The 17,730-nt window shown below is 44.4% G+C and carries 14 protein-coding genes and 2 pseudogenes; 11 read left to right on the top strand and 5 right to left on the bottom strand.

Annotated features, from left to right (window positions below; all coding sequences use genetic code 11):
• The first annotated feature begins 77 nt into the window (after positions 1-77).
• The 3 genes from RIG66_RS09870 to RIG66_RS09860 all read left to right on the top strand — a co-directional run bounded on the left by RIG66_RS09870 (position 78) and on the right by RIG66_RS09860 (position 2,562).
• Positions 78-1,463 carry a sensor histidine kinase gene (locus RIG66_RS09870; protein ID WP_446377538.1) on the top strand — a complete coding sequence of 462 codons (1,386 nt, stop codon included), beginning with the start codon at positions 78-80 and terminating at the stop codon, positions 1,461-1,463.
• 184 nt (positions 1,464-1,647) lie between these two features.
• Entirely contained in the window at positions 1,648-1,995 is a 348-nt protein-coding gene (locus RIG66_RS09865) for a DUF4870 domain-containing protein (protein WP_446377536.1), read from the top strand.
• Between the two features lie 297 nt (positions 1,996-2,292).
• The gene (locus RIG66_RS09860; protein ID WP_446377534.1) at positions 2,293-2,562 is read left to right on the top strand and encodes a BrnA antitoxin family protein; all 270 of its coding nucleotides are present in this window, start codon (positions 2,293-2,295) and stop codon (positions 2,560-2,562) included.
• Positions 2,563-2,722: 160 nt separating this feature from the next.
• Here RIG66_RS09860 and RIG66_RS09855 read toward each other — a convergent pair whose 3' ends face one another.
• Complete coding sequence (locus RIG66_RS09855; protein WP_446377532.1) at positions 2,723-3,706, bottom strand: GntR family transcriptional regulator; 984 nt, start codon at positions 3,704-3,706, stop codon at positions 2,723-2,725.
• A gap of 589 nt (positions 3,707-4,295) precedes the next feature.
• On the opposite strand from RIG66_RS09855, the gene RIG66_RS09850 reads away from it, so the two are divergent.
• The 5 genes from RIG66_RS09850 to RIG66_RS09830 all read left to right on the top strand — a co-directional run bounded on the left by RIG66_RS09850 (position 4,296) and on the right by RIG66_RS09830 (position 11,061).
• A complete protein-coding gene (locus RIG66_RS09850; protein ID WP_446377530.1) occupies positions 4,296-5,036 on the top strand; it encodes a dienelactone hydrolase family protein in 741 nt (246 codons plus the stop codon).
• Between the two features lie 85 nt (positions 5,037-5,121).
• On the top strand, positions 5,122-6,021 hold the full coding sequence (locus RIG66_RS09845) for a S1 RNA-binding domain-containing protein (protein ID WP_446377528.1): 900 nt from the start codon (positions 5,122-5,124) through the stop codon (positions 6,019-6,021).
• A gap of 241 nt (positions 6,022-6,262) precedes the next feature.
• On the top strand, positions 6,263-6,970 hold the full coding sequence (locus RIG66_RS09840) for an ROK family protein (RefSeq protein WP_446377526.1): 708 nt from the start codon (positions 6,263-6,265) through the stop codon (positions 6,968-6,970).
• A gap of 411 nt (positions 6,971-7,381) precedes the next feature.
• A complete protein-coding gene (locus RIG66_RS09835) occupies positions 7,382-8,014 on the top strand; it encodes a type I restriction endonuclease (protein WP_446377524.1) in 633 nt (210 codons plus the stop codon).
• Between the two features lie 65 nt (positions 8,015-8,079).
• On the top strand, positions 8,080-11,061 hold the full coding sequence (locus RIG66_RS09830; protein ID WP_446377522.1) for a CHAT domain-containing protein: 2,982 nt from the start codon (positions 8,080-8,082) through the stop codon (positions 11,059-11,061).
• Here the strand turns inward: RIG66_RS09830 and RIG66_RS09825 are convergent.
• The 4 genes from RIG66_RS09825 to RIG66_RS09810 all read right to left on the bottom strand — a co-directional run bounded on the left by RIG66_RS09825 (position 11,036) and on the right by RIG66_RS09810 (position 16,366).
• Positions 11,036-13,336, bottom strand: a complete 2,301-nt coding sequence (locus tag RIG66_RS09825; RefSeq protein ID WP_446377520.1) for a trypsin-like peptidase domain-containing protein — start codon at positions 13,334-13,336, stop codon at positions 11,036-11,038. The genes RIG66_RS09830 and RIG66_RS09825 overlap by 26 nt on opposite strands.
• 12 nt (positions 13,337-13,348) lie before the next feature.
• Positions 13,349-13,903 (bottom strand): COP23 domain-containing protein, encoded by a 555-nt coding sequence (locus tag RIG66_RS09820; protein WP_446377518.1) that lies wholly within the window; start codon positions 13,901-13,903, stop codon positions 13,349-13,351.
• A 71-nt stretch (positions 13,904-13,974) separates the two neighbouring features.
• The gene (locus RIG66_RS09815; protein WP_446377516.1) at positions 13,975-15,324 is read right to left on the bottom strand and encodes a protein kinase domain-containing protein; all 1,350 of its coding nucleotides are present in this window, start codon (positions 15,322-15,324) and stop codon (positions 13,975-13,977) included.
• 61 nt (positions 15,325-15,385) lie between these two features.
• Positions 15,386-16,366, bottom strand: coding sequence for a serine/threonine protein kinase (locus RIG66_RS09810; protein ID WP_446377514.1), 981 nt, complete (start codon positions 16,364-16,366; stop codon positions 15,386-15,388).
• A 210-nt stretch (positions 16,367-16,576) separates the two neighbouring features.
• On the opposite strand from RIG66_RS09810, the pseudogene RIG66_RS09805 reads away from it, so the two are divergent.
• The 3 genes and pseudogenes from RIG66_RS09805 to RIG66_RS09795 all read left to right on the top strand — a co-directional run.
• A pseudogene (locus RIG66_RS09805) lies at positions 16,577-16,689 on the top strand (ROK family protein); the annotation flags it as partial.
• Between the two features lie 116 nt (positions 16,690-16,805).
• Positions 16,806-16,934 carry a hypothetical protein gene (locus tag RIG66_RS09800; protein ID WP_446377512.1) on the top strand — a complete coding sequence of 43 codons (129 nt, stop codon included), beginning with the start codon at positions 16,806-16,808 and terminating at the stop codon, positions 16,932-16,934.
• A 459-nt stretch (positions 16,935-17,393) separates the two neighbouring features.
• Positions 17,394-17,730, top strand: a pseudogene (locus tag RIG66_RS09795) (RNA-guided endonuclease InsQ/TnpB family protein); the annotation flags it as partial.

Here is a 17,730-nt window from a genome sequence, read left to right as displayed (position 1 = left end):
CGGATCACTGATTGAGTCCCCTCAAACCGTTTTAATTTTACCAGATAAGAACTGATTATTGATTATAAGGAGACATTATGCAGTCGTTGATCATGCACAGTTTGACTGCCACACTTTTCATGCCTCATGGCAACTGCTACCTGTGGAAGCCCGGTTTAGTCTGGCTACATCTGTTATCCGATGCCTTCATTGCCCTAGCTTATGCTTCAATTCCCCTAACCTTAATCTATTTTGTTTGCCAGCGACGGGATTTGCCGTTTTCCCGCATCTTTCTCATGTTTGCCGCTTTTATCATTGCCTGCGGTATTACTCATGCTATGGCAATTTGGACGATTTGGCATCCCGATTATTGGCTATTTGGATTAATCAAAGCGATTACGGCGTTAATTTCCGTCTATACTGCCCTAGAATTAGTACCATTAATGCCCAAAGCCTTTGATGTTGCCAGTGCGGTAGAACTCGAAGCCGCCAACCAGCGTTTAGAAGCTGAAATTCAAGAACGCCAACAAACCGAAGTGGCGTTGCGGCGATCGCAGGATGAAATTCAGCAAAAAGCGACCCTTTTAGAAAAGGCGTTGCGTGACTTGCAACATGCCCAAGCCCAATTAGTTCATACGGAGAAAATGTCGAGTTTGGGACAACTCGTCGCCGGATTAGCCCATGAAATTAATAATCCAGTTAACTTTATTTTCGGGAATCTGGTGCATGCCAAAAATTATGCACAAAATTTACTGGATGTAATTTCCCTGTACGATAAGCACTATCCCCAACCTGTCCCAGAAATTCAAGCGGCGGCGGAACAGATGGATTTAGGGTTTCTGCGAGACGACTTACCTAACCTACTCGAATCAATGGAAGTGGGAACCAAGCGGATTCGTCAGATTGTGCTGTCGTTGCGTAACTTTGCCCGGATGGATCAAGCTGAGGTGAAGGCGGTAGATTTGCATGAAGGGTTAGAAGGTACATTGCTGATTTTGCAAAATCAACTCAAGGCAAAACCGGGATATGCGGAAATTCAGATTGTCAAAGAGTATGGAGATTTACCCAAAGTAGAATGCTACGTGGGACAACTCAATCAGGTGTTTATGAATCTGTTGAGTAACGCGATCGATGCGTTAGAGGAATCAAGAACCACGGATAATGGAAAAAATCATCCCACGATTCGGATTCGGACTGAAGCGATCGCACCTAACCAAGTTGCGATCCGAATTATCGATAACGGTCCGGGAATGAGCGAAAAAACTCAGCGTCAACTCTTTGACCCCTTCTTTACCACCAAACCTGTAGGGAAAGGAACCGGATTAGGACTATCCATTAGCTATCAAATCGTTGTTGATAGACATCAGGGTCAGCTTAACTGTCGATCCGCACCAGGACAAGGCGCAGAATTCGCGATCGCGATTCCGATTCAGCAACATCGACAGCAATCTGTACCCAAGCCAGAGGTTAGCTTGATGGCGTGAAGGGGTTATGGGGTGTAGGGTGTGGGGTGTAGGGTGTAGGAGTATGCAAATTACAGGATCTGTGTACCTGATAAGAGGAATATCCCCCCTGCATAGGACGGAATTTACGACCTGTCTTGTTCAGAGAACCTGCTACAGTCAGGATGAAGAGTTAGTTTCCCTTGAGGGGAAGGAGGACTGTCGCATGACGTATGATGTTTATGATAGCGACAAACGCAAGCTTTTATCTGCCCTCTGTCATGGATCAATTTTTATTAGTGCGGCGTTAGTATCGATCGCGATTCCGATCGCCGTTTTGTTCGTATCGGATGATCCAGTGGTGAAAGAAAACGCGAAAGAATCACTGAACTTTCACATTAACCTTTGGATCTACGGATTAATCTTTGGCATCTTGACGATTGTGCTTATTGGTTGGCCCCTACTGGGTCTTTTGGGTATCGTGAATGTTGTTATGCCAATTATCGCGATTTGGCAAGTATTGAATAATCCTGATCAATCTTTCCGCTATCCCTTTATCTTCCGTATTCTGTAGTTTTCGCTTCATTTAGTCACACCCATTCGGACTCCATCTCAGTGAAAAGGTGGAGTCCTTTAAGTTTTGAGTGTGTAGGGGCGGGTTTCACTACTATCGTTTCTTCCTTCACCTAAATGTAACTAAACCCGCCCCGACTTCGCTCCCTGAGAGTACATGACCGCCCTCTCCCTGAAAAGCGATTCATCCTGACGCACAGTGCGATCGCCAATTTAGTGACTTGCGTTAACGTGCTAGCTGAGAAAAGCCGATCGCTACTATAAAATAATTTGAAGACCAAAATAGAACGCAGGAGATATGAACAAGGAATCTGAATTCCCTTTTGAGAGGGCGAGGCGAGTTACACCAGAAGAAAATCAGAAATTCAGAGCAGCGATTTCTGAACAGTTTGGTATGGAATTAAGAAAGCGGGATAGACCTGTTAAAAATGAAGAGGAGAAGTATGAGCCAATTTCGATTAGACTTCACCCGAAAGTCTTAGCATGGGCGAAAGAAGAAGCCCAAAAAAGAGGGATTGGTTATCAAACAGTTATTAATGAGGTATTGCTAGAGCGAATTAGTCTGTAGAGACGTTGTATGCAACGTCTCTACAATGGTGTCGAAAGTCCTAATCGATGTGTCTACTGCTATAAAAACATACAAAATAGCGAGCGAGACGCTCGCACTACAACCGTTCCCTGTTAAGAGTTCCCTATCCTCACCACAATCCTTATTCAGCAACCCCTAATTACCCTAAACCCAACTCACGTTTGAGTAAATTAATCGATTTTGTGCCAATATAATTTTCACTGCAAACCAGCTTAGGCGGACGGATCAGATCATCCCTGGCGTCTAGAATTGCCCGTTTAACGGCATCATAACTGGCTTGATCGCTAATAATTGTTCGCGCACTACGAACTAAAGCATTCAGTTTATATTTATCACTAACCTGAGCGGTAATCAGGAGTAAATCGTCCCCACGCAAACTGTGGATAATCACATCTACAATCCGTAGAATACCCCCACTCAAACTTACACAACCCAGACAACTGTCTTTGGGAAGACTTTTAACAATTTCGATTTCTTGTCCATAGTCGTGGATATCCACAGGAATCACCCGCACAGATTTCGGCGCGGCGATCGCTTCGGCTTTTTGGATAAAATAACGGCTAGTGACGACTGTTCCGGAATTGGTGCGTTCTAGGGTTTGTTCTAATTCTTCTAAGGGGACTAACTGGACGGGAATTCCCAGGGCGGATTCCAATTCCTGCACCATTAATTCCCCAGCGCCCATATCTCGTGATTCTACGGTAACAAGCACTCTAGCACTACAGCGCAACCGCCAGTCAATTTCGGCTAAAAAGAGTTCGCGGGCTTCATTGAGGGAACACCCTTGAGAGAGTAATTCGTCCAAACTCTGCTGGACAATTCTGGAGGCTTGGGGATATTGCTGGAGAATCGGAGATTGACGCTGAGTTCCGCCTTCATGACCCTGGGCTTTCACATAAATCCCTGATCCGGCGATGGATTCAACCAGTCCGGTTTCTTCTAGCTGGCGGTATACTTTACTGATTGTATTCCGATGCAACCCCGTCTCCATGGCTAACTGACGGGTACTGGGCAGTTTATGTCCCGGCGGATATTGGCGAGAGGCGATCGCAAACTGAATTTGGTCGAATAGCTGCTTTGAAGCAGGGATTTCGCTATCGGGCTGAATATGATGCTGAACCATTATAAAGTCTCCCAAGCACTTGCTCTTCAATAGACACAAGAGTATAACGTACAGTTGAAGATCGGATGGTGGGTGGCTGACCCTCTAGTCCTGACCTAGGCATTTCTCTAAGCATGTATCATAGCTAAACTTTAAAACAAGTGGGATTTTCTTAATCTGATGTATCATTTGGCGCTTTATACCAGAATACCCTCTTGACTAAGCTCTTGTGCATTTAAATAGCCGCTCCTGAGCAAAAACAAAACAGGTAATCTGTTAGCTTAATGATATGTGTTCATTAAATAGTCTAGTTTGATCAGCCTACAAAATGCAACAGAATTTTTGTTTGTTTAAATCAGTAGATTGAAAACTAAAATCCTATTCAGGTTTGTCCAAATCATTAGAGGGTGGCTCACCACCAGAAATAGATAATAAATCCTTGAAAAATAATAAGTAAACCAATAGAATTATAATAATCCGTAAATGATTTGCTGAATTGGGGGGACGTGAGCGTTACAATTAAGCAGAAGTTTGACCGTTGACCAAAAGGTCAAAAGCCATAGCAGCGAGGACTGCGATAGATCGACGAACAACAGCATGAACCTGAATTATGACGGCTAGAGAAATCAAAAGCGATTGGGTGAAGATTACAAACGGCTCTCTACAAATAGACGCTTACTTAGCGATGCCCGTGGGAGAGGAGTCTTTACCAGGGGTGGTCGTGTTGCAGGAAATTTTTGGCGTGAATGACCATATCCGAGACGTGACTCAGCGGATTGCCAAAGAGGGATATGTCGCGATCGCACCCGCCCTCTATCAACGCCAAGCCCCCGGTTTTGAAACGGGATACACCGAACAAGACTTGAAAATCGGCAAGGAGTATAAGGCGCAAACTAAGGCGGAGGAACTGCTGGGTGACATCCAAGGGGCGATTGACTACTTACGGGGGCAAACACCCGTTAAATCAAATGCGATCGGCTGTATCGGCTTCTGTTTTGGGGGTCATGTCGCCTATTTAGCGGCAACCTTACCCGACATCAAAGCCACAGCCTCTTTCTATGGTGCAGGAATTGCCACGATGACGCCAGGAGGAGATGAACCAACGATTACCCGCACCCAAGATATTACCGGAACCATCCATCTCTTCTTTGGTTTGGACGATGCTAGCATCCCGGCTGAACAAGTTAACCAGATTGAAGCTGAACTGAAAAAGCATCAAATTTCTCACCAGATCTTTCGCTATGAGGGCGCTGATCATGGATTTTTCTGCGATCAACGTGCTAGCTATAACCCACAAGCGGCAAAAGATGCTTGGGAAAAAGTGAAGACGCTATTTCAGCAAGAACTGTAGTTATTCGTCATCGATTATTTGTCATTAATAACCTCGAATGGCAAATGATAAATGATACATCGATTTTTTTCAACACTTAATACTCATGACTTCAGAATCAACCCGTCCTCAAACCAGCAAAACTGCCTTTTCCATGGAAGATTTTGCCAAAGCCCTAGAAGAGTATGACTACGAATTTAGCCAAGGGCAGGTGGTGCGAGGCAAAGTGCATAGCTATGAAATGGAAGGCGTTTATGTCGATATTGGCGGGAAATCCCTGGCGTATGTTCCGGGAGGGGAAGTGTCAGTAGCACCCGTAGAAGATTGGTCAGAGGTGCTGCCATTGCGGGAAGAGTTGGAATTTCTGATTATTCGGGAACAGAATGCTGAAGGTCAGATAACTCTATCACGGCGTCAGTTGGAAATCAATAAGATTTGGGATCAATTGGTGCAAATCCAAGACAGTGGCAAGTCGCTACAGGTGCAGGTGACTGGCGTGAATAAAGGCGGCGTTACGGTAGATTGGCAGGGATTGCGAGGATTTATTCCGCGATCGCACCTGAATCAACGGGGGAATTTAGAGTCGTTGATTGGTCAAAGTTTAACCGTCAGCATCTTGGAAGCCGATCGCGATCGCAGCAAGTTAGTCTTTTCGCAACGGGAAGCCACTCGCGCTGCAAGTTTCTCGATGCTAGAGGTTGCACAGTTAGTGGAAGGTACTGTCTCTAATATCAGACCTTTTGGTGTGTTTGTCGAATTAGAAGGGATTACTGGCTTGTTGCATATCAAGCAAGTCAGCCAAAACATGGTGGAATCACTGACTGATATGTTTGAGGTGGGTCAATCCATTAAAGCGATCGTGATTGACTTAGATGAAGGGACGAATCGCGTTTCTCTATCGACAAAAGTGTTAGAAAACTATCCCGGAGAAATGGTGCATAAAATGGCAGACGTGATGGAAAGTGCTGAGGCACGTTCAGAACGGGCGAGGGCGAAAATGATCTAATCTGAATCGTTCTAAATTGTGTGTAGGGGCGGGTTTGACTATTATCGTTTATTACCTCATCCAGATGTAACTAAACCCGCCCTAGCCCAAGTTTGGCTTTTGAACGAACAGAGGGGAGGGCGGGTTTTGTAGCTAAGCTAAGAACAACAATCAAAGTTAGTCCCTAAACCCGCCCCTACACATTCAAAATGTTGTAGCGGTTTCCTATTTTTTTTATTTGAAACAGGAGGATCAAAATCCGATGGCGCAAGCAGATGAATCCAGTCGTACTCTTAGCGTAGATATTGGTGGAAGTGGAATTAAAGCGATCGTGTTAGATCAGGCGGGAAATCCAATCACTGAACGCCATCGAGTCACCACACCCCAACCCGCTAAACCGGATGTTGTCATTGAGGCGATCGCAGAATTAGCCGCCGCCCAAGGAGAATGCGATCGCGTATCTGTGGGTTTTCCTGGGGTAGTTATGGCTGGAGTCGTCAAAACCGCCGCGAATTTAGATCCCAGTTGGCAAGGATTTGATCTAGCGACTACTCTGTCTAAAGCCTTGAAAAAGCCGGTGCGTGTAGCTAACGATGCAGACATGCAGGGATTAGCCACGATTCAGGGTAAAGGCGTGGAATTGATGATTACCCTAGGGACAGGATTTGGTTCAGCCTTATTTATCGATGGTAAACTCGTCCCCAATCTAGAGATGGCGCATCACCCCTTTCGCAAGGGAGACACCTACGAACAACGGTTAGGGCGGGCGGCGTTAGAGAAGAAGGGAGAGAAGAAATGGAACAATCGGTTAAAAAAGGCGATCGCGACGCTAGCCGAGTTATTTAATTACGATTATCTTTATATTGGTGGCGGAGAAGCAAAAAAAATCACCTTCGACTTACCAGCGAATGTCAAAATTGTCCCCAATATCAATGGATTATTAGGTGGAATTGCCTTGTGGCGGGATTAATTCTGGGTTTGTAGTTGCGCTTTAGCGCCATAAACGCTGCGGGACTGACTACAAACTTACTTCAACTTAGGTCGAATGGTAAGCTGTTATGCATTTAAATTGGGAATGGGTAGTGACCAAGATAGTTGCACCGCAAGGATTTCGCAGTTCTTAACATTATGGTTTAAATGCCGAACAGCTTACGCATTACGCCTAGAACTAAAGTTCTGGCTAAAAGCTTAAACCCGTTAAAACGGGTTGAAAGACTTACCCAGTAAGATCGATTATTACTTGAGCTTTTAGCAGGAAATTTATTTTGTGGCTTCCTTCGGTTAACTGATACCTAATGCTGACCGCTTTCAAATATATAGTAGTAAAATTGAAATTCATTCCACCTTGGTCTAGCTTATACCTCATAGTCAGCTCAACACGATGGTACAAACAATTCAGGCAAAAAATGTTACATTACTTGACTTAGAAACTCGGTTTGGGCTTCAGTTTACTAAGCAGGAACAGTTTTTCCGCGAGTGGCAAGACAATCTACCCGATATTAGTGACACAGAAAAACAACGGCTTGATCGCATTGAAACAAACTTTTCTAACCTTTTAAAATATCCACCAACCTTAGAAAACACCGTCAAAATGGTCGTCCTAGGTCAGTTATTGGATTTAGCTGACTTCTACCAATTCCCCTTACATATTAAATCCGAAGCGTCTACCCAGATCTCCGCAGAAGATAATGGCATATTGATGAGAGGGGATATTGATGTCTTAGTATTACTAGAACGACTGTGGTTAGTCGTAATTGAGTCCAAAAAAGCAGATTTTTCTCTCGATATAGCCAGACCTCAAATTTTAGCCTATATGTTATCCAATCCTCATCCCGAACGTCCTAGTTTTGGACTAATTGCCAATGGCAGTAGTTTTCGCTTTCTCAAGTTGGTACAGAATCCCTTACCTCAATATGCAATGTCTAGAATTTTTGATATGTTTAACCCAGGTCATGATTTATACGATGTCTTAAGGATATTGAAACGCTTGAAGATGCTAGCGATAGACGATTAGTTTTCAGCCGTAATTACCTCATTGAACTAATGATAGATCGGCATCAAGCAAAGGTTTTTTGGAGTATGTTGCCACTGTTTCCCCTCATGGGTGCAGTTGGTATGGTCTTTAGTTACACTCTACCCACTGTCGCGGCTGAAGAATTAGAAGTAATACTTCAACCGGAATTCTCCCCGATTGACACACCCGAACATCTGCTGCTTGAGCAACCTTTAACCTTACAAACTCTAAGCTCTAATCTACAAGAGCAGAATCCGACAAGCACATCTGAGCCAAGCTTTTCACAATTAGCACAAAGAGATATCATACCTAATCCCCGATTTGATCAACCCGGATCGATTATTCAAGAAATAGAAGTCAAAGAAGCACCTCCTATTCAAACGCCAGACTCAACGGAAATTCAGGTCGCGGATATTCGAGTCACAGGGAGTACTATTTTTGATGAAACTGAATTAAATCCTATTATTCAACCCTTAGAAGGAAGCATAACTACCCTTGAAGAACTCAGATCTATTGCTAATGCTATTTCCGAGCTGTATTTACTGCAAGGCTATACTACCTCTAGAGCCGTTATCGTCGAAGAATCTTTATCCACGGAAATTGTAGAAATTCGCGTAATTGAAGGGAGTTTGGAAGAAATTCTGGTTGAAGGTACACAACGGTTAGATGAGAGTTATGTCCGTTCGCGAGTACAATTGGCGGCTGGAACACCACTCAATACGGGTGCGTTGGAAGATCAATTGCGATTGCTTCGAGTTAACCCTTTATTTGTGAATGTGGAAGCCAGTTTGAGAGCAGGAATTGGCTTAGGTCAGAGTATTCTAGTGGTACGTGTTGATGAAGCTGATTCTTTTGGGGAGAGTGTGTTTGTTGATAACTATTCTCCTCCTCCTGTTGGTTCCGAACGTTTAGGTGTCAATTTAGGCTATCACAATCCAACTGGCATGGGTGATGAAATTTCCGGTACTTATACTCGGACGACGGCGGGTGGTGCTGAAAGTTTGCAGTTTAACTATACAGTACCAGTCAACCCAATGAATGGCACTGTGACGTTGGAGACGGAATTTGAGCGTAATGAATTTATTGGGGAGCCTTTCGAGGATGAGGATATCCAGGGAGAATCTCAGCGATATGAAATCAGCTATCGGCAACCCTTAATTCGTACCCCCCGTGAAGAATTTGCTTTATCCTTAGGCTTTAGCTTCAAAGACGGTCAAACCTTTACTTTTGCAAGTCCCACACCTTTTAGTTTTGGCACTGATGAAGAGGGTTCGAGTCGTACCAGTGTGTTTCGATTTGGACAAGATTATACTCTTCGAGATGTATCTGGAGCTTGGGCATTCCGTTCTCAGTTTAGTCTCGGTACTGGCTTTTTTGATGCCACGGTAAATGATCACCCGATTCCTGATAGTCGTTTTTTGAGTTGGCTAGGTCAGGTGCAGCGTGTGCAAATTCTTCATCCTGATAATTATTTAGTTATTGAAGCTGACCTTCAGCTAACAACTGATAGCTTACTCCCCTCAGAACAATTGGTGATTGGTGGGGATCAATCGGTGCGGGGCTATCGGCAAAATGTTCGGGCGAGTGACAATGGTTTTCGCTTGTCTATTGAAGACCGGATTACCCTAGAACGAGATGGAACAGGGGTTGCGACGTTTCAACTGGCTCCTTTTTTTGATGCTGGTTATGTCTGGAATGTGGGTGATAATCCGAATTCGTTACAAGACCAAAAATTTATTGCTGGCATGGGTTTAGGAGCATTATGGGAGCCACTACCAGGACTGATTCTGCGATTGGACTACGCTTTACCACTGGTTGACCTCAACGATAGGAGAGAAAATGCCCAGGATGAGGGATTTTACTTTAGTGTGAATTATCAACTACCTATTCGCCGAAGATACCAAGGAATAGATGAGGTAGGAGTAAGAGACAGGGATACCCGTACCTCGAACAGTGTCAGGGAAACCCTAAAAACCATCGAAAGTCAAACTGGACAACGAGCCGTGGTTATCTATGTTCGCGCCTTTCCCGACCAATTGCAACTCGTTTTAGTCACCCCCGACACCCCACCCATCCCCAAAACCATCCCAAATATCAACCGCCAAAAACTAAAGCAAGAATTAAATAAATTCAACCACGCGATTAACAATAACACCAGCCATGCCTACTTACCCAGTGCTCAAACCCTCTATAAATGGCTAATTGCTCCCCTAGAAAATGAAATCGAACACCTAGAAATCGACACCCTCATCTTCTCCATGGATACCGGATTACGCCTCATTCCCCTCGCCGCCCTCCATGACGGACAACAATTTCTAGTTGAAAACTACAGTATCAGCTTGATTCCTAGTGTAAGCTTGACGGATTTTAGCTATGTTGATATCAAAAACTTGCCAGTTCTAGCAATGGGTGCTTCAGAATTCGTTGATCTGCCTCCCCTACCAACTGTTCCGATAGAACTTGAAATTATTGCTGAGCAGATTTGGCAAGGCACATCCTTCCTCAACGAAGCGTTTACGCTGGATAACCTCAAAAACCAACTTGGACAAGGAGATTATGGCATTGTTCACTTAGCTACTCATGCTGAGTTTCAGTCAGGAAATCCCTCTAATAGTTATATCCAACTTTGGGACACCAAGCTGCGTTTGGATCAGTTGCGAGAACTTGGCTTGAAAGACGTAGAACTTTTGGTTCTGAGTGCCTCTCGTACTGCTTTCGGGGATGTGAACGCTGAATTAGGCTTTGCTGGGTTGGCGGTGCAAATAGGTGTGAAGTCGGTACTGGGAAGTATTTGGCACGTTGACGACAGAGGAAGTTTAGCTTTGATGACGGAGTTCTATCGGCAACTACGAACCGCACCGACTAAAGCTGAGGCTCTGCGGCAAGCACAGTTAGCCCTGCTTAGAGGACAAATTCGTATAGAAGAAGGACAATTACGTAACAGTGGGGAGAGTATACCCCTTTCACCAATATACGGGTCAAACAATCGAGATTTCTCCCATCCTTACTATTGGGCAGGATTCACGATGATTGGCAGTCCCTGGTAATCGCCTCTTGATACTCTTTTGTTCTTCCCTGTTGCTGATAAAACTCCCCAGCTTGCTGAAAGTCTCTCAACGCTGTCTGCTCATCGCCCAATTGACAATAAGCATCTCCTCGGTTGTAATAAGCCGTTGCCAAAACAGTCAAATCAGGGTTGAGTTCAATGGCTTGGGTGTAATCCGCGATCGCCTGTTGGTAGTCTTCTAATCTAAAATAAACATTACCGCGATTGTTATAAGCCCAAGGATGAGGATTGATTTTAATCGCTTGAGTGTAAGCTGCGATCGCTTCTGGGTAACGCTCTAACTCTCCTAATGAAATACCCCGTAACAGATGAAGGGCAAAATCCTCCTTTTCCGCTTTGGGATCAAGCTTCAGTACCTTGTCAAAGGATATCAACGCCTCTTGATGTTGGTTCAACAACGACAGCAACCAGCCTTTGGAACGCCAAGGTGGAGCAAAACTGGGTGGACTTTTTTGAATCGCTCTATCAAAAGACTCAATTGCCTTTTGATACTGCTCTTGACCCTGAGATTGTAGGATGAGTCCACGAGCATACCAGGCTTGATAAAAATCTGGCTGAAGTTGAATCGCCTGATCAAAAGCATCTAGCGCTTCTGTAAACTGCAATACCCGCCACAGTTGATTGCCATAATTAAGCCAAGCAATAGCATCGGTACTGTTTTGAGGAACTTCGACATTTTTTAATAATGATTTTTTCAGGGAATCTTCCTCCGATGGCGTCAGTTTCTTTGGCTCAGAGGTTTCTTGTTTCAACATCCCAGGCTCTAGTTCCACTTTTGCTGCCAGATTCAGAAACGTACTCACCGGAATGCCTAAACTAAAAAATAACTGAATCGGTCGTGACTGACCAGCTTGATCAATCGTATCAATCCCATCAGCTCGTCCATGGATGCCAATCACCCGTCCCTGGGTATCTAATACAGGTCCCCCACTCATTCCTGGATTTGTCAGATTGGTATAGACCAACTCATAACCATACGTCAATGACACAAAATCTCGTGTCCAAAACGGCGATGATTCTCTGCCAAAAAGCAATCCAGTGCTTACCGTAAACAGACGCTGGGATACCGGATTGGAAGGATTTGATGGGAGCCAACCCGAAACAAAAACATATCGTCTATCTTCTCCCGGCTTATAAGACGCCAGCATTGCCACGGGATAAGAATGGTTACTTGTAAATTGTAATAGGGCTAAATCTGCTCCTGGCAGTTTCTTCACCCGCCGATAATTGACTGGACACCGTTGATTATCGGAAGTGACAATATCATATTTTCCATCTTGGGCTTGAGTGGGAACGACGTGTTCTGCCGTGAGAACCGTATAAACATTACCGTCCTTGCCAATAATCACACCAGACCCATCCCGCTCTTGGGGTCCATCAATCCAAACCGTAATCCTTTGAGATTTTTGGTGAACCTCTGCCATAATCGGCGATTGGGATACAGTTGAGAAGTCATTCGATTGCTGTGACGCGGGTGAGGCAACACAAGCATAGTCAAATCCGGGAGCTTGAGCGACAAACGTCTCTGTCGTAACCGCCCAATTCGATTGCCTCAGTTGTTGTAACTCCCACTCATCCGGCAATTGGTCCCCCTGCTCTCCCTCATAGACATAGGCATTATTCAAAATCGGATAAGCCCTCAGGCTATTAATCGCCACGACTTCTCCCTGCTGATTGAGAACGGGTCCGCCACTCATACCCTGTTGAATTTCATTGGTATACCCTAACTGATAGCCACCGATTAGCGCTCTATCTTGCCACTGAGTAAACTTTCCTTGATTGAAGACAAGTTCGTCCGCCTCAGAGGGAAATCCAGCCGCAAACACTGCCTCATTCAGGTCTAAAGCCGATGACCGTCCCAGAGACGCGACGGCATAATCTACCTCAGATTGAAACTGCAATAGTCCTAAATCATTCCTGCCAAAATCAACAGTCTTTACTCTCTCGGCTGGATAAACACGACCATCCGGCATCTTGACCGCGTAAGGTGCGCCCGATGTCAACACATGAGCATTGGTGACCACCTGATAAACTTGCCCCTGTTTATCAACCAGTATTCCCGAACCCGCATTTTCATGTTTAGTCGCAATCCGAACTGTAATGGATTCAGCCACCTGACGCAGTTGGTCTTCGGAGAGTTGGTCAGACTGTTGAGCAAATACTTGGGGAGTCGGCACACTTAAATAAATGGCAGATGCTGGCAGTAGTAACAAACTGCCGAGACAGGCAAAAAAAGCCAGTGCGCGACCATTCATTCCATTCACCCCCTAATTTCCTGGGTCTTCCTCAATCGGGGCAGTGCGGATAAACTCCTCAATATCAACTTCGATATAGAGTTGAAGAGCACCAGAGGTTTGATTGATCACACTCCGGCTTCTACCATTGAGAATGTCACGAAGCTGTTCAGCCTCAACCTCTGGGTCGTCACCGGACTTCAAGGTATAAAGGATACCTGTACAAGAACCGCCATAGTTATTGGTGACACAAATAACCTGTTGACGGTTCATAATCCCATGAGTAATCAAGTTCAACCGACCGTCTTGGTAATACTTTTGGAATCGAGCAGAGACGGCGTGACACCGTGTTGGAGTATCCCATTGTGAGCTGAATGAAGCATCTGAGCGCCAGCGAATCACGGGACTTTTTCCCCGTTCTGTCCAGGCAAAGGTTGTCGGTACATATCGGTTCCCTTCAGGGTCGTAGCCCTCGGCACAGATAAACTGAACCTGACTTGATTGGTTCCCTTGGCTGAGAGCAATTGTCGGACTTAGCGCCGCGATTACTCCGGTTGCCAGTACTGTGATTGCTAATTTTACATTCACCACGTTCCACTACCCATTCCATTCTCGGAATACTCTAAAATAATAATTTTGTCAATTTATTGAAATTAAACTTAACGAGACGGTTCAGTAGCCATAGCTTTCAAACTGTAAGATCCGACCTCTCCTGGTGCAGATGAGCGAGCAATTACAGTATAGATGTCATCTTTAGGCAATGTCACCACAATTTTAGCATTAAAATCCATCGGCGAAATATCATCTTTGTACGCTAATTGGCTGCCATCAGACTGACGTAAAATCAGATAGGGATCAAACGCTTTACTGCTCATCTCAATAGTTAATTGCTGACCCTTCCTCCCCTCAACAACATAGACATCAGAATAGGTTTTATCTAGAGGATGATCACTGATGTCATCACCACTGAGAACACCCTTAACCACTTCACCATTCAGAAGCAGTTTAGGAACAGACACAGCGTTTTTAATTTGTATTCCAATTCTAACCATGGCAAATAAACTGAGCGTAAATACCAAAATTGAGATACTAAAAATTAAATGAAAACGCCTTCGTGTATTTTGCCTGAAGAGAGTAACAGCTTGCGATACGACATACCTAGGTGTCAACCAAAACGAAAAATCATTTCCCTCTAAATCCAACACCTTGAGCCAATCCAGCATTGATTTTGGACGATCTTCTGGCTCTAGAGCCATCCCCCAGAGAATTGCCTGATTTAAACGATTGCTAATCTCTGGAACAATTTGCTTTGGCGCAATCAACGCCACATTATTGAGCTTGCGCTCCAGAGAAGTAGGCGGACGTTGAGCTGTCACTGCGTAATAGAGAGTAGCAGCCAGACAGTAAACATCTACTGTTGGTTCTCGACTCCCTTTAGCAAGCTGTTCATAGGGGGCAAAGCCCCGGTTTCCTGCATCCCCCGTTGACGTTTGTGTTGAGGGAGTTAACTCTTTTGAAATACCAAAATCAATTAAAACAGCTTGACCATTTTCACATAAAATAATATTTCCCGGATGAGCATCTCGATGTACCAATCCTGCTTGATGAATAAATGCCAATGCTTCTCCAATTTGACAGATACATCTCACAGCTTCTCGTTCCAAAAGTCGTCCACGTTGTTTAACCACATCAAACAAATTTTTCCCGGAAACAAAATCCATAACTAAACAGTAAGTATCACCATCCCGGAATAATTCACGGACTGCCACAATATGAGGATGATGAGTTTCCGACAATCTAGCTAGAATCTGTCCTTCCTTAATAAAACGCTCGACGTATTTATTGTAATCCGCTTCATATTTCAGATAATCATTCGGTGTCTTAATCACAACAAGCTGATTAAGAGATTCATGCACCGCCTTATACGTTATACCAAAACCTCCTTGACCAAGAACCTCTTCAATGATATATTGTCCAGCTTTTAATTGTTGTCCCTTTGCCCATCTCATAAAAAATAGTTTCAGAACGCAGTATTTATTTTTGGCTAATAGTTATTGTTGTTACCTCTGGCTAGGGAGTTTGACTAGGTGACTGAATTGAAGCTGGTGGGGGTTCAGGCTTAGGAATACTCATCCAGGCAGCAATTCCTGACAATAAGGTTCCCACGGCTGCGACTGCAGCCCAAAACACTGTCCAATTAAATTTAGACTCTGAGACAGAGGGTTTAGGGTCTGGATTTGTGGGACTTAACTTTAAGGAATCAAGCCATTCTGGTATTGACGAAGGTCGATCTTTTGCTTCCAATTCCATTGCCCAGAGAACTGCTCGATTAACGCGATTACTAATTTGAGGATTAATTTTTTTTGGTGGAATTAGACGCTCATTTGAAAGCTTACGTTTTTGAACGCTAACAGGTAATTTACCTGTTAATAAAACATAAAGGGTAGCACCCAAGGAATAGATATCAGTATATGCACCCCGTTCGGCTTGTCGAGAATAGAGTTCTAGGGGGGCAAAACCTTCAGCAATTTCTTCGGTACGAGTCACAGTCAAATCGTGGTCAAATTCTCGTGCCAACCCAAAATCAATCAGTACCGCTTCAGCTTTGCCAGCCCGTACCATAATGTTTTGTGGCTGAATATCTCGATGCAGCAAGCCATTCTCATGAACGACAATCAAAGCATCACTAATTTGCTGGATATAACGTAGCGCTTCCTCTTGAGGCAAAATAGGCTGGGCGCGGCTATCTAAATCCACCCCGTCAATATACTCCATGGCAATACACCACACCCCATTTTCTTGGAAGGGTTCCTCCGCCTTGACAATATGGGGATGTTTGCACTTAGCCAGTTTGACGGCTTCTTGTACAAACACTTGCTGTAATCGGTCAAAGTCAGGTCGGTTAAGGGATTCATCGTTCGGTGTTTTAATCACAACCGCCTCACCATCTTTATCCCTGGCAAGGTAGGTGAGACCAAACCGCCCATGCCCTAACACTTTCTGAATCGTATATTTGCCGCCGTGCAACTGCTGTCCGGGTGTCCACACCATTGCTCAAAACGCTCAACTCCTGTTGAGTTAATTTTGACACACTCATCCAGCAGTGAAACGTTAACCCAAATCCCTCACTCCCCAATTTTTCGGGCAATCTCTGCCAAATCTAACAGTTGTAGCCGTCTACCCCCATACGTTTGGTGGGCATTGCATATCCTACAGGGTAAGATGCCAGGAGTATCCCGTGTCGCAATGCCCACCCTACAACTATATATTGGGGGTGGAGAAGCAAAAAAATCACCTTCGAGTTACCGCCCAATGTCAAAATTGTCCCCAATATCAATGGATTATTAGGCGGAATTGCCTTGTGGCGGGATTAATTTTTCCTAATTGTTTACCCATGTAGGGGCGGGTTTAGGGACTTTCATTGCGCTATTGATAATAACGTTGCTTCAAAACCCGCCCTTTTTCAATTGTCGTGACTAAATAACCATTCATGAATGCTGAGGAATTAAAAGCAGAGGAACATTTTGTCACTCCTCAAGAACGAACAGGTATCAAATTACTTACATTATTTGAACCGGAAATTTGGGTAGTTGTAGATGGGAGTTATCTACAGTCATAATAGCTGACATAAGCATTCAGCCTAGAACTAAAGTTCTGGCTAAAAGCTTAAACCCGTTAAAACGGGTTGAAAGACTTACCCAGTCAGCTCGATTCTTACTTGAGCGTTGGTTCCGTAAATTTATTTCGTGGCTTTTTTAGGTTAACTGATACCTAATGTTGACCGCCTTAAAATAGTAGTAAAATTGCAATGAATTCCACAATCACATTCCCAAAGACTACCTCAACGTAGCTTCAGCCATGCCCACCGATAAAGTTTTGTAACAAAGCCTTGATTCTGGAGCATCCATCCTTCAATCTGCTAAAATAATCCAAATTAAACCTAAAACTCTTAGCGCCACCTAAATCGCGAGGGGCTACGGCTTCAACCGGAACGAAGTGGAGGTAAGCCGTAGGGGGAGAGCGGGAAATACTTCGGGCGTTTAGCCGAAGTATTTCCAGTTATTTCCCGGGTGGTACAATGGTAGCCATGAAACAAGTCCTCACGATAGTCATAAAGCTTCAACCCTCCCCTGAACAGGTGGCCTTCTTAGAGGCAACCCTTCAGGCGTTTGCGGATGCTTGCAACTACGTGAACGAACATACAGCTCCAAAACTGACTAACAAAATTGCTATCCAATCTTTGACTTATCAAACCATTAAAAACCAATTCAATCTGGTAGCAAATATGGCAGTCAGAGCTTGTGCAAGAGTAGCGGCTAACCGAAAGGTTGCCTGTTCAAAGGGTAAGCCGGTTAAAGGCTTTATACCAAGCAGTATGGATTGTGACAAGGACTTGTTTCGACTTCGTGAACACG

The sequence above is a fragment of the Coleofasciculus sp. E2-BRE-01 genome, from assembly GCF_040221695.1.
GTDB lineage: Bacteria > Cyanobacteriota > Cyanobacteriia > Cyanobacteriales > Coleofasciculaceae > Coleofasciculus.
The sequence above is the reverse complement of the archived record's forward strand: the minus strand, read 5'-3'. Positions and strand labels throughout refer to the sequence as shown.

What these genes read in the sequence shown, in the direction of transcription:
- RIG66_RS09870 (WP_446377538.1), top strand. Translation starts at nt 78, where the DNA reads ATGCAGTCGTTGATCATGCACAGTTTGACTGCCACACTTTTCATGCCT.
- RIG66_RS09865 (WP_446377536.1), top strand. Translation starts at nt 1,648, where the DNA reads ATGACGTATGATGTTTATGATAGCGACAAACGCAAGCTTTTATCTGCC.
- RIG66_RS09860 (WP_446377534.1), top strand. Translation starts at nt 2,293, where the DNA reads ATGAACAAGGAATCTGAATTCCCTTTTGAGAGGGCGAGGCGAGTTACA.
- RIG66_RS09855 (WP_446377532.1), bottom strand. Translation starts at nt 3,706, where the DNA reads ATGGTTCAGCATCATATTCAGCCCGATAGCGAAATCCCTGCTTCAAAG.
- RIG66_RS09850 (WP_446377530.1), top strand. Translation starts at nt 4,296, where the DNA reads ATGACGGCTAGAGAAATCAAAAGCGATTGGGTGAAGATTACAAACGGC.
- RIG66_RS09845 (WP_446377528.1), top strand. Translation starts at nt 5,122, where the DNA reads ATGACTTCAGAATCAACCCGTCCTCAAACCAGCAAAACTGCCTTTTCC.
- RIG66_RS09840 (WP_446377526.1), top strand. Translation starts at nt 6,263, where the DNA reads ATGGCGCAAGCAGATGAATCCAGTCGTACTCTTAGCGTAGATATTGGT.
- RIG66_RS09835 (WP_446377524.1), top strand. Translation starts at nt 7,382, where the DNA reads ATGGTACAAACAATTCAGGCAAAAAATGTTACATTACTTGACTTAGAA.
- RIG66_RS09830 (WP_446377522.1), top strand. Translation starts at nt 8,080, where the DNA reads ATGTTGCCACTGTTTCCCCTCATGGGTGCAGTTGGTATGGTCTTTAGT.
- RIG66_RS09825 (WP_446377520.1), bottom strand. Translation starts at nt 13,336, where the DNA reads ATGAATGGTCGCGCACTGGCTTTTTTTGCCTGTCTCGGCAGTTTGTTA.
- RIG66_RS09815 (WP_446377516.1), bottom strand. Translation starts at nt 15,324, where the DNA reads ATGAGATGGGCAAAGGGACAACAATTAAAAGCTGGACAATATATCATT.
- RIG66_RS09810 (WP_446377514.1), bottom strand. Translation starts at nt 16,366, where the DNA reads ATGGTGTGGACACCCGGACAGCAGTTGCACGGCGGCAAATATACGATT.
- RIG66_RS09800 (WP_446377512.1), top strand. Translation starts at nt 16,806, where the DNA reads ATGAATGCTGAGGAATTAAAAGCAGAGGAACATTTTGTCACTCCTCAA.